The following is an 11,885-nucleotide window of genomic DNA, read 5'->3' on the forward strand; positions in this document are numbered from 1 at the left end:
AAAATGACGGGACTGTGGGAATGGATCACGGACCTGGGCAACAGCAAGATGTTGGCCTTGATCCTCTTCATGAGCACCTTTATCGGGGTCGTGATCTTCCTGTTTTCCAATCGTCGACGCGCCCAGAAGTTCGAGACGTATCGCTACATTCCTCTGGACGATGATGATTCGCATCGGGAGCCCGTGGCCCGGCGCGACAAAACCAAGAGTGACGAGCAATGAGCACACAGGACAACCGTGAAAAGGACCCGAACCAGGTCGAGACCACTGGGCACGTCTGGGACGATAACCTTCAGGAATACAACAATCCGCTGCCGCGCTGGTGGCTGTGGGGCTTCTACGCCACGATCGTGTTTGCCCTGGTCTACTGGCTGCTCTACCCGGCCTGGCCGATTGGTGACAGTTTCACCAAGGGCTTCAATACCATCACCTTCGAACAGAACGGTGAAGAGCGGACCATGCACTGGAACACCCGTGCGCTGCTGGCGCGGGACATGCAGACCGGCACCTACGCGGTGCGTCAGCGTGAAATGCTCGAGCAGGTCGCGGCGCAGGACTACGAAACCATCCTGCAGGATGCCGAAAGCATGAGCTTCGTGAACGCCTATGCGCAGGGCTCCTTCGGGACCTGGTGTGCGGCATGCCACCAGGTCGGTGGCGCCGGCGTCGTCGGTCAGTACCCGAACCTGCGCAATGACCATTGGAAGTGGGGTGGTACCGTCGAACAGATCGAGGAAACCCTGCACAAGGGGCGCCTGGGCTACATGCCGGGTTACCGCGATACCCTCGATGGCGATCAGTTGAACCAGGTGGCCGCCTATGTCCTCTCGCTGAACGGCTACGAGGTGGACACGGACGCCGCTGACGCCGGCGCGCGGATCTTTACCGGTACCGACGGCGGCTGCTTCCAGTGCCACGGCATGGACGCGCAGGGCCTGACCTCGCAGGGCGCGCCGAATCTGACCAACGACCTTTGGGGTCTGATCGATGTGCGAGGCGCCGACAGCGACTCCGAGCGCCAGCGTCTCGTCGCAAATTTCGTGCGTGACGGCGTCCAGCGCGAGATGCCGGCCTTTGGCGATCGCCTGTCGGATGCGGAGATCAAGATGCTGACCGCCTACGTGCACTCGCTCGGCGGGGGGCAGTAGACCAGGGATGGAGGCGCTGGCGACTGCCCGGGCGGGCAGTCTGCCAGGCACGCTTCGCTACAGGGGTGCCCGCCGGGTTTTTTGACGCCCGTCGGCGCCCCTGTTTTTTTATGTAAACGGCACATTGTGCCGGGCTGGCGCGCAGGCGCCGACAGCCCTGCTGCCGGGCGACCCCCGGGAGGTTTTATGTCCCAGTCCCAGCCCCTGTACGAGGCGCGCATCCCGATCCATCCGCGATCGGTCAAGGGGCGCTTCCGCAACCTGAAGACCGGCATCCTGCTGCTGGCCTACGGGGTGTTTTTCGGGTTGCCCTGGATTCGCTGGGAACGGGAATACGGACCCAACCAAGCGGTGCTGTTCGACATTCCGGGGCGCCAGTTCCACATCTTCGATCTGGTGGTCTATCCGCAGGACATCTTCTGGCTTGCGGGCTTCCTGGTGCTGGCGGCATTACTGCTGTTCTTCGTGACCGGCGTCGCCGGACGCGTGTTTTGCGGGTATTTCTGCTTCCAGACGTTGTGGACCGATGTCTTCATGTGGCTGGAGCGGAAGATTCAGGGCGAGCGCCCGGCGCGCCTGCGGCTCGCGCGCCAGCCCTGGAATGCGGAGAAGGCCCTGAAGTACGGGGCCACCCATCTGTCTTGGCTACTGGTGGCCTTCTCCACCGGTCTGGGCTTCGTACTCTACTGGGGCAACGCGCCGGATATCGTGGCGGCGTTTTTTACCGGCCAGGCGGTCCAGGCGGCGTACATCACCACGGGGATCCTCACTGCGACGACGTACACCTTCGCCGGGCTTGCGCGCGAGCAGGTGTGCACCTTCATGTGTCCCTACGCGCGCTTCCAGAGCGTGATGTTCGACCGCGACACCATGATCGTCTCCTACGATGAGACGCGCGGCGAGGGATCGGCCGGCCGGGCCAAGGTCAAGGCGGGTCTGAAGACCCGGGAAGAACGCCAGGCCGCAGGTGTCGGCGACTGCATCGACTGCGGTTACTGTGTCCAGGTCTGCCCTACCGGGATCGATATCCGGGACGGACTCCAGTTCCAGTGCATCCACTGTGCGCTGTGCATCGATGCCTGCGACACGATCATGGACAAGCAGGGCTGGCCGCGCGGCCTGATCGCCTACACCTCCGAGCGCGAGCAGGAGGGCGGCAAGACACATTTCCTGAAGGGCAAGAGCATCGGCTACGGCGCCGCAGTCCTGATCGTGATCGTGGCGCTGGTGGGCAGCATCCTCGGGCGCCCACCCGTCGACGCCAGCGTGAACCAGGTTCGCCAGCCGCTGTACGTGCAGATGTCCGACGGGCGCATCCAGAATGGCTACGAGATTCGTCTGAACAATACGGCCGATCGCGAGCTCGACTTCGAGATCGGTCTCGCAGGACTGGAGGGCGCCGAGCTGGATCTAGGGCAGCTGGACCGAATCCGTCTCGAGCCCGGCGAGCGGCTGACCGTCGTCGCGCGCGTGCGTCACGAGGTGCCGGCCGGCACCTCGTCACCGACGCCGTTCCGCTTCGTGATCACCGACCGCGATGGTCATATCGAACCGCTTGAGGTTTCAAGCCAGTTCAGCCACCGCTAGAGATCCATTGCCCCGGTGGCCGGAGAAACATCAATGCGGCTAACGGAAATCGCGCTTCGCACGGCTTGTGCTTAGCTTGCCAACACGCAGAATCGAAGACACCAACATGAGCAATCTGGTTATATCCCTCGGCGTCGGCACGGCTCTTCTGGCCATGCTGTTCATGCTGATCTATCGCTTTACTCGCCTGAAGGCCTATAGCACTGCGGCGGTTGTGGTCGCCCTGATGCTGTTTGTCTTTATCCCGTACTCGATCCTGACCTGGCAGGGTGCGGATGTCTTTGCGATCCACCTCGCGCTGTACATCATCGTGCCCTACGGCCTGGGAATCGTCTTCACCCAGAAAGAGGCCGAAGCGGAGAGCGGCGCGAAGGCCAAGATGGGTCGACTGCACTGGGCGCCGCTGGTGCTGGTGGGCTTCTTCACCATCGTGGCTTCGGTCCAGGCAGTCCTGATCACGCTGGCGCATAACGGTATGCCGCAGCAGTTCATCGGTTCCATCCTGCCGGAGCCGGAGAATCGTGCCGAGCGGGTGACCTCCGGGTTCCCCGGCACCGTCGCGGGTATGGAGAGTCGCGATCAGGCCCTTGCGGTACATCGGGTCTCGGAGCTGCAGGCGCAGCGCCAGATTGGCTGGCAGGTCCGCCAGGGCTGGGTCGAGCGTCCCACCGAGGGCGAGGCCGCAACTCTGCAGATCGAGGTCCGCGATGCCGCCGGCGAGCCGATTAACGATGCGCGTATCGCCGGCCTGTTCATGTGGCTGGCCGATGAGCGCCGGGACCAGGGTTTCGAGATGCAGCCGATGGGCGAGGGCCTGTACCAGGTCGAGATCGCCCTGCCGGCACCGGGCCGCTGGGATCTGCGCTTTCAGGTGAGCCACGACGGCCAGTTACTGGAGCAGCAGGCGCGGACCCGGGTGCGTAGCGCCCAGTCCGGCTGACCGCCACCGCGACCTCCGTGGCGTCCGTCTCCGGCTCGCACGCCCCGCCCTCGGCGGAGGCGGATGAGCGCTGCTTTCATTGTGGTCTGCCCGTGCCCGCCGGTGCCCTGTACCCGGTGGAGTTCGAGGGCATCGCACACCCCACCTGCTGCCCCGGCTGCCAGGCGGTCGCCGGGGCCATCATCGAGCGTGGCCTCGGCGCCTACTATCACCACCGCGACGCACCCCCTGCCGAGACCGGGAGCCCGCTGGTCCCGGACGAGCTGCGCGAGCTCGAGCTGTTCGACCATCCTGGGGTCCAGCAGCAGTTCGTGACTCCCGCCGGCGCCGGCGGGGCGCGCCGCGAGGCCGCCCTGATGCTCGAGGGCATCACCTGCGCCGCCTGTGTCTGGCTCAATGAGCGCCACGTGCAGGCGCTGCCCGGTGTCGTGCGCTTCCGGGTCAATTACTCCACTCATCGCGCCCAGGTCGAGTGGGATCCCGAGCGCATCGCCCTGTCGGACATCCTCAAGGCGATCCGCGATATCGGCTACCACGCGCACCCCTACGACCCGGGTACCCGCGAGCAGGCCATCGCACGCGAACGCAGCCTGGCACTGCGTCGGATCGCGGTCGCCGCGCTGGGGATGATGCAGGTGATGATGCTGGCTGTCGCCCTGTGGCTCGGCGCGGAGGACACCGAGCACGAAGACCTGCTCCAGTTCATGCGCTGGGTGGCCGCCGTGCTGACCACCCCGGTGGTACTGTACTCGGCCATCCCGTTCTACCAGAGTGCCTGGCGCGACCTGCGTCACCGCCAGCTGGGCATGGATGTCCCGGTCAGCCTCGCGATCATTGCCACCTATGTCGCCAGTCTGTATGCCGTGGTGCTGGGTAGCGGCGAGCATGTCTATTTCGAGTCGGTGGTCATGTTCGTGTTTTTCCTCCTGACCAGCCGCTATCTCGAACTAATCGCGCGCCAGCGCGCCAGCCACGCCATCGACCGCCTCGACCGCCTGGTGCCGGCCATCGCCAACCGCGAGGCTCCCGACGGTCAGATCGCTGTCGTACCGGTGGGCGAGCTGGTGCCCGGGGACCGCGTCCGCGTTCGCCCCGGCGAGACCATCCCGACCGACGGGGTGGTGCGGGCCGGCGAATCCACGGTCAACCGCTCCCTGCTGACCGGTGAACCCGAACCGCATCCGGCCCGGCCGGGTGATCACGTGACCGGCGGTACCGTCAACGTCGATGGCCCGCTCACCATCGAGGTCCAGCGAGTCGGCGCCGAGACCACCCTTGCGGCGATCCAGCGTCTGCTGGATCGGGCGCAAACCGAAAAACCGCGTATGGCGCGCATTGCAGAGGCCGGTACCGGCTGGTTCGTGGGCGCGGTTCTGGTGCTCACCGCCGTGGCTGGCCTGGTCTGGTACGCCTGGATCGACCCCGAGCGCGCACTCTGGGTGATGGTCGCGATGCTGGTGGCCACCTGCCCGTGTGCGCTTGCCCTGGCCACGCCGGTGGCCCTGACGGCGACGACGGGCGCGCTGTCCCGGCTCGGCGTGCTGGTCACCCGGGGTAGCGCCCTGGAGACCCTGCCGCGGGTCGATACGATCTGCTTCGACAAAACCGGGACCCTCACGGTCGGCATGCCCCGGCTGATGGCGGCTACGGACCTTCAGCCGCCCCCGGCGGATACGTCCTGGCACGCCTGGGCCGCGGCGCTCGAGGCGCATTCCGAGCACCCCCTGGCGCGGGCGCTGGCTGCCCCATCCGACAGCGGGCCGGTTGTCGCAACCGATGTCCGCAATCTCCCGGGGCGCGGAGTCTCGGGCACTATCCGCGGCCAGCGCGTGGCCATTGGCGGTGCCTCCATGCTGCCCGATGACGCGGCGGCCACCCCGGCGCCGCCACCCGAGTTTCCGCTGGCTACCCCGGTCTGGCTGGTGGTCGATGACCGCCCGGTTGCCCTGTTCTGGCTGGCGGATGCGCCGCGTCCCGACGCCCGGGACGTGATCGCGGACCTGCAGGGGCGCGGGTTGCAGGTGGCCCTGCTCACCGGCGACCGGCCCGAGGCCGCGCGCGCGTTCGCGGCCCAGATGGGCATCGCGACCGCCGCCGGTGGCCTGACCCCGGAGGACAAGCTCGGCTACGTGCGTGCCCGCCAGGCCGAGGGCCGTGTGGTGCTGATGGTGGGCGAGGGCATCAATGATGCCCCGGTGCTGGCCGGCGCCGATGTGTCTCTGGCGATGGGTGGCGGCACCCATCTGGCCCAGACCCAGGCCGACCTGGTCCTGCTGTCGGACCGTCTCGAGCACCTGCCCCAGGCCCTGGAGCAGGCGCGCCACACCCGTCGCGTCATCCGCCAGAACATCGCCTGGGCGATCGGATACAACGTCGTGGCGCTGCCGGTGGCGGCGTCCGGGCTGCTGACCCCGTGGCTGGCCGCGCTCGGCATGTCCCTCAGCTCCCTGCTGGTGGTCGGCAATGCGCTTCGCCTGCGGCCGGGGCGGGAGCTCCCGGCCGTGCCCGACGCGCCACCCGCGCTGGGCGCCGCCCGTTCCGATTCGCCCCCGGCTTGATCGCAGGCGGGCGGTCGTTACACTGACCGTATGTCGATCCTGTATCTGCTGATCCCGCTGGCCATGCTGTTTGCCCTCGTGGTGGGGCTCGTGCTGTTCTGGGCGATCCGATCCGGCCAGTACGAAGACCTCCAGGGGCCGGCCCACCGGATCCTGATGGATGACGATGATCCGCGCATCCCCACGGGCAGCGGGCAGGATGCCCACGAGCGTGACGATGCCGGCCACGAGCCGGAAAGGCAGCGGCGAGACGCCGACTGAAGCGCCCGCTTCGGCCCGTGCTCCCTCGGGCTGGGCCCGGCCGAACTTGCGTCAGCCCTCGCGCCGGCTTACTCTTGCGCCAATCTGGACGGAAAATTTCGAGGATTACGAGATGCGTGACTGGTTCACCTTTGAAAACTTCCCGCTGACCTTCACGGCGGGTCTGATCATCTGGTCCTGGATCAGCTTCTTCTCCGTGATCCTGTTCGGCGGCTGATCGCGCGAAACCCGGCCTTGCGCGGTTCATCTGCGCCTGGCAGCAAAAAGGCCCCGGCAGTCGCCGGGGCCTTTTTCGTGGGGCTTGTCGTCGACCGCGAAGGGCGCTACGGCTACTCGTCGAAGGCCGCCCGGATCCGCTTGATCGCGTTGTTCTCGATCTGGCGGATGCGCTCCGCCGACACGCCGTATTCCGCGGCCAGCTCGTGCAGGGTGGCCTTCTGTTCGCTCATGTAGCGCCGCATCAGGATGGTTCGCGCGCGCTCGTCGAGCTCCGCCAGGGTCTGGCCAAGACGTTCCTGATAGTGGCGGTCCCAGTCCTCCTCCTCGGTGACGCTGGCCGGATCGTCGCTCAGGTCTTCCAGGCTCAGGCGCTCGGCCGGCGCCTGGAAGGCATGGTCGTCATCCGCCTCGGGGCCGGGGTCGAAGCTCGCATCCTGGCTCGACAGGCGTCGCTCCATCTCCCAGACGTCCTTCTCGGAGACCCCGAGATCGCGTGCGACGGCCGCGACCTCGTCGTTGGACAGCCAGCCCAGCCGCTGCTTTGCGCTGCGCAGGTTGAAGAACAGCTTGCGCTGCGCCTTGGTCGTGGCCACCTTGACGATGCGCCAGTTGCGCAGGATGAACTCGTGGATCTCCGCGCGGATCCAGTGCACCGCGAAGGAGACCAGGCGCACACCCTGGTTCGGGTCGAAGCGGCGTACCGCCTTCATCAGACCGACGTTGCCTTCCTGGATCAGATCGCCCAGCGGCAGTCCGTAGCCCTGATACCCGCGGGCGACATGGACCACGAAGCGCAGGTTGTGCAGGATCAGCTGCCGCGCAGCATCCAGGTCCTGGCGCTCGTGCAGTGCCACCGCCAGTTCGCGCTCCTGTTCGGTATCCAGGACCTCGATGCGGCCGACAGCCTGCATGTAATGGCCGAGATCGCCCACCGGGGCGGGGATGTCGATGCGCGGGGTGCTCAGGGCGTGAGTCATGCGTTCGGATTCCTCCTGCTTCATGAATCTAGATTAGCAGTCTGCGGATAAGAGTGCTAAACCCTGAAAAAGTTCCGGACGTTTCCCGGGGTAGCCGACCGCGTTACGGCGCGTCCCGCAACGCGTGGCCGCTGCCAAGTCGGGCCCCCAGCCAGCCCAGGAGCAGCCCGGCCAGCAGCAGGGTGAGCAGATGGCTGGCCCCCGGGAGTGCGAGCCGGAACGGGAGGTCGAATGCCGCGGCCGCCTGTTCCAGTGGTGCCCGGCTGAGGGCGATCCCGGTCAGCAGCAGCATGCCGGCGAAGACCCCGCCCCCAAGGCCGGTGATCAGTCCGCCGTACAGCGATGGCCGCCGCAGGAAGCAGTGGGTGGCCCCGCTGATCCGCGAGATTGCGATCTCCTCCTGGCGCTCGCGCAGTTCCGAGGCGGTCGCCAGGGCCAGAATCAGCACTGCACCCAGCCCCAGCAGGGCGCCCACCACGGCGAGGATGCGCAGCCCCAGCTGGTGCAGGCTGTTTAGCTGGCGGACCCAGTCATCGTCGCTGACCACGCCGGCCCCCGGCGCGATGGCCGCGAGCGCGTCGCGCAGCGCGCCGAGCGCGGCGGGGTCGGTGGTGGCGGGCACGACATCGATCACATCCGGCAGCGGGTTCTCGTCCAGCCAGTCCAGCAGGCCTGGATCCGCCAGCCTCTCGCGGTACTGTGCCAGGGCCTCGTCGGCGTCGATCCAGTCCCAGCGTTCCACACGGGCATCGGACTCCAGGTGGTGCTCCAGCTCGGCGACGGTGTCGGGTTCCACCGCGTCCAGGTAAAGCGCGATTCGCGGGTCGTGGTCGATGTGCGCGGACAGGGCCCGGGCGTTGTCCAGCAGGACCCAGAGGTAGGCAGGAAGCGCCAGGATGAAGCCGAGTACGGCAATGCTGATCAGGCTCAGAATCGGTGCCTGCAGCCGGCGCTGGAGGCTCCGCCGGGCCGCATCACGGTGCGCCTCCATCCAGGCCGGGACCGTATCCAGCAGGCGCCGGCCGGGTCTCATGCGGGTTGCCCCGTCGTGGCGCGGGCCTCGATGCGGCCGTCCTCGAGGTGCAGGATTGGCTTGCCCATGCTTTCCACCAGGCCGACGTCGTGGCTGGCGATCAGCGCGGTCATGCCCACCCCGTTGAAGTCATCGAACAGCCGCAGGATCTCGCGCGACAGGGCCGGGTCGAGGTTGCCGGTCGGTTCGTCCGCCAGCAGCAGGACCGGGCGGTGCACGATCGCGCGCGCAATGCCCACGCGCTGCTGTTCCCCCGCCGACAGGGTGCGGGGGTTGGCGGCCTCCTTGTGCAGCAGGCCGACCTTGTCGAGTGCCGCCCGCACCCGCTTGCGCATCTCCGGGCGGCGGTAGGCCAGGATCTCCAGCGGCAGGGCAACGTTATCGAACACCGGACGGTCAAACAGCAGGCGGTGATCCTGGAACACCAGGCCGATGCTGCGGCGAAACCCCGGGATCGCGCGCGGCGAGAGTCGGTCGAGGTCGTGTCCGTTGACCTGGATGCGCCCGCGCGTCGGCCGCTCCAGTCCGGCAATCAGGCGCAGCAGGGTGCTCTTGCCGGCGCCGGACGGCCCGGTGATAAAGGCCATCGCCCCTGGGTCCACGCGCAGGCTGACATTGCTGAGCGCCTCCGCCGCGCTGCCGAACCGCTTGGTGACGCGTTGCAGACGGATCATGCGGCCAGCTCGTCAGTCGCTGTCGCGGCCGAGGAGGGCGCGCACGAAGGCACGGGCGTCGAATACCTGCAGGTCCTCGGCGCTCTCCCCGACCCCGATGAACCGCACCGGCACACCGAGTTGCTCGGCCAGCGCGAACAGCACACCGCCCTTGGCCGTGCCGTCGAGCTTGGTGACCACGATCCCGGTCAGGCCCAGCGCTTCGTGGAACTGGCGGGCCTGGTTCAGCGCGTTCTGGCCGGTGCCGCCATCCACCACCAGCAGGACCTCGTCCGGTGCGTGTTCGTCCAGCCGGCCCATGACCCGCTTCACTTTGCGCACCTCTTCCATCAGGTTGGTCTGGGTGTGCAGGCGCCCGGCGGTGTCGGCAATCATCACGTCGATCTCCCGCGCCTGGGCGGCCTGCAGGCCGTCATAGACAACGGATGCGGAATCCGCCCCGGTGCCCTGGGCGATCACCGGGACCTGGTTGCGCTCGCCCCAGGTCTGCAGCTGTTCCACCGCCGCGGCCCGGAAGGTATCGCCGGCGGCCAGCAGGACCGAGCGCCCGTCGAGCTTCAGGTGATGCGCCAGCTTGCCGATGGTGGTGGTCTTGCCGGCCCCGTTGATGCCCACGACCAGGATCGAGAACGGGCGCTCGGCCGCCGGGATCTCGAGCGGGCGCGAGACCGGCTCCAGGATCTCCACCATGGCCGCCTCGAGGGCGTCCATCAGGGCGTCGGCGTCGTTCAGCTGACCGCGTTTCACCTCGCGGGTGATACGATCCATGATCTGCTGGGTCGCATCCAGGCCCACGTCCGCGAGAAGCAGGCGCTCTTCGAGCTCCTCGAACAGTTCGTCGTCGATCTTGCGCCGGAACAGAGACCCCAGGTCACCACCCAGGGCTTGCCCGGTCTTGGCCAGCCCCTGGCGCAGGCGCTGGAACCAGCCCCCGCGGGCGGGCTTCTCCCGCTCGGGGCCGGAGGTCTCCGCGGCGGGCTGGGCGGGTTCTTCGGAGTTCTTCTTGCGGAAACCGAACATGCTCGATGTGGTCAAGTAGAGAGTTCGCCAATGCTAGCACGAGGATTCATGAATCATGCGCGGTAGAAATCTGATTCCAGCACTGTTCGCGGCGCTCGCGTTCGCCTGGCCCCTGGCGGCGTCGGCGACGATGGCGGAGATCGAATCGGACGTGGTCGAGGCCACGCTCGACAACGGCCTGACGGTCCTGGTGCTGGAGGACCGGCGCGCGCCTGTCGTGGCCAATATGGTCTGGTACCGCGTCGGGTCCGCTGACGAGCACAGCGGCATCACCGGCATTTCGCACATGCTGGAGCACATGATGTTCCGCGGCTCCGAGCAATACGAGCCGGGCGAGTTCTCGCGCATCGTGTCGCGCCTGGGCGGGCGCGAGAACGCCTTTACCGGGCGCGACTACACCGGTTATTTCCAGGTCATCGGGCGCGACCACTGGGAGACGGTGATGGCGATGGAGGCCGAACGCATGCGGCATCTGCGCCTGCAGGAGGACGAGTTCCAGCCGGAGCGCGACGTGGTGGCCGAGGAGCGCCGTCTGCGGGTCGAGGACCAGCCCAACTCGCTGCTGCGCGAACAGTTCATGGCGACCGCTTTCCTCAATCACCCCTATGGCCAGCCGGTGGTGGGCTGGATGACCGACATCCAGGCCTACACCGTGGAGGACAACCAGGTGTGGTATGACCGCTTCTACCACCCAAACAATGCGGTGGTCGTGGTCGTGGGCGACGTGGATGCCGAGCGGGTGATCGCCGCGGCGCGGGAACACTTTGGCGAGATACCGGCCGGGGACCTGCCTGAACTCAAGCCGCGTACCGAGACTCCGCAGAGGGGTGAGCGCCGGATTACCGTGGAGGCCCCCGCGGAACTGCCCTACCTGATGATGGGCTGGAAGGCGCCGGTCCTGAACACCCTGGACGACCCTGCGGACGCCTATGCCCTGCTGGTGGCGGCCGGGGTGCTGGACTCGGGCGAGGCCTCTCGCTTCGCCCGCGAGATCGTGCGCGGCGAGGAACTGGCCGGTGCGACCTCGGCGCGTTACAGCCCGTTCAGCCGTCTGGACGATCTGTTCCTGATCGCCGCGGTACCGACCGCCGCCACCGATGTGGAGACGCTGGAGGCGGCGCTGCTGGACCAGGTCGAACGCCTCAAGGACGAGCCGGTCGGCGCCGGCGAGCTGGAGCGGGTGCAGGCCCGGGTGATCGCGTCCGAGATCTATCAGCGCGACTCGGTGCGCTCCCAGGCCTTTCAGCTGGGCATGCTGGAGACGGTTGGCGTCGGCTGGCAGGAGGGTGACCGCTTTGTCGAGCGTGTGCGCGCGGTGACCCCCGAGGACGTGCAGCGCGTGGCCCGCGAATACCTGGTGTCCGAGCGGCGCACCGTGGGGGTCCTCGACCCGCAGCCCCTGGACGGTGCGGATGCACCGGACCCGGCGGCTCAGCCCTATGGCGACGGCATGGGGGATCTGTAATGG

General features: G+C 67.4%; 11 protein-coding genes. 7 read left to right on the forward strand and 4 right to left on the reverse strand.

Translation table 11 applies throughout. The features are described 5' to 3' along the window. Positions 1–3: 3 nt before the first annotated feature. From D000_RS0101280 to ccoS, 6 genes are all read left to right on the forward strand, one after another. Entirely contained in the window at positions 4–222 is a 219-nt protein-coding gene (locus D000_RS0101280) for a cbb3-type cytochrome c oxidase subunit 3 (RefSeq protein WP_018871739.1), read from the forward strand. Beyond that, positions 219–1,148, forward strand: coding sequence for a cytochrome-c oxidase, cbb3-type subunit III (gene ccoP, locus D000_RS0101285; RefSeq protein WP_018871740.1), 930 nt, complete (start codon positions 219–221; stop codon positions 1,146–1,148). Before D000_RS0101280 ends, ccoP begins: the two co-directional genes overlap by 4 nt. A gap of 186 nt (positions 1,149–1,334) precedes the next feature. Then, positions 1,335–2,735: a cytochrome c oxidase accessory protein CcoG gene (ccoG, locus tag D000_RS0101290; protein WP_018871741.1), complete on the forward strand. Its 1,401-nt coding sequence runs from the start codon at positions 1,335–1,337 to the stop codon at positions 2,733–2,735. A 106-nt stretch (positions 2,736–2,841) separates the two neighbouring features. Then, positions 2,842–3,675: a FixH family protein gene (locus D000_RS0101295; protein WP_018871742.1), complete on the forward strand. Its 834-nt coding sequence runs from the start codon at positions 2,842–2,844 to the stop codon at positions 3,673–3,675. 17 nt (positions 3,676–3,692) lie between these two features. Beyond that, a complete protein-coding gene (locus D000_RS0101300; RefSeq protein ID WP_026279672.1) occupies positions 3,693–6,233 on the forward strand; it encodes a heavy metal translocating P-type ATPase in 2,541 nt (846 codons plus the stop codon). Between the two features lie 30 nt (positions 6,234–6,263). Continuing rightward, positions 6,264–6,494 carry a cbb3-type cytochrome oxidase assembly protein CcoS gene (gene ccoS, locus D000_RS0101305; protein ID WP_018871744.1) on the forward strand — a complete coding sequence of 77 codons (231 nt, stop codon included), beginning with the start codon at positions 6,264–6,266 and terminating at the stop codon, positions 6,492–6,494. A gap of 329 nt (positions 6,495–6,823) precedes the next feature. Here the strand turns inward: ccoS and rpoH are convergent, their stop codons facing one another. From rpoH to ftsY, 4 genes are all read right to left on the reverse strand, one after another. Next, positions 6,824–7,690, reverse strand: coding sequence for an RNA polymerase sigma factor RpoH (gene rpoH / locus D000_RS0101315; RefSeq protein ID WP_026279673.1), 867 nt, complete (start codon positions 7,688–7,690; stop codon positions 6,824–6,826). 103 nt (positions 7,691–7,793) lie between these two features. Continuing rightward, positions 7,794–8,723 (reverse strand): ABC transporter permease, encoded by a 930-nt coding sequence (locus D000_RS0101320; protein ID WP_018871747.1) that lies wholly within the window; start codon positions 8,721–8,723, stop codon positions 7,794–7,796. Further along, the gene (gene ftsE, locus D000_RS0101325) at positions 8,720–9,397 is read right to left on the reverse strand and encodes a cell division ATP-binding protein FtsE (protein ID WP_018871748.1); all 678 of its coding nucleotides are present in this window, start codon (positions 9,395–9,397) and stop codon (positions 8,720–8,722) included. Before ftsE ends, D000_RS0101320 begins: the two co-directional genes overlap by 4 nt. 12 nt (positions 9,398–9,409) lie before the next feature. After that, positions 9,410–10,417 (reverse strand): signal recognition particle-docking protein FtsY, encoded by a 1,008-nt coding sequence (gene ftsY / locus D000_RS0101330; RefSeq protein ID WP_018871749.1) that lies wholly within the window; start codon positions 10,415–10,417, stop codon positions 9,410–9,412. 55 nt (positions 10,418–10,472) lie between these two features. Between ftsY and D000_RS0101335 the strand changes: the two genes are divergently transcribed. Further along, positions 10,473–11,882, forward strand: a complete 1,410-nt coding sequence (locus D000_RS0101335; RefSeq protein ID WP_018871750.1) for a pitrilysin family protein — start codon at positions 10,473–10,475, stop codon at positions 11,880–11,882. Positions 11,883–11,885: the final 3 nt, after the last annotated feature.

It is taken from the genome of Thioalkalivibrio sp. ALJ16 (assembly GCF_000377345.1).
Classification (GTDB): Bacteria; Pseudomonadota; Gammaproteobacteria; order Ectothiorhodospirales; family Ectothiorhodospiraceae; genus Thioalkalivibrio.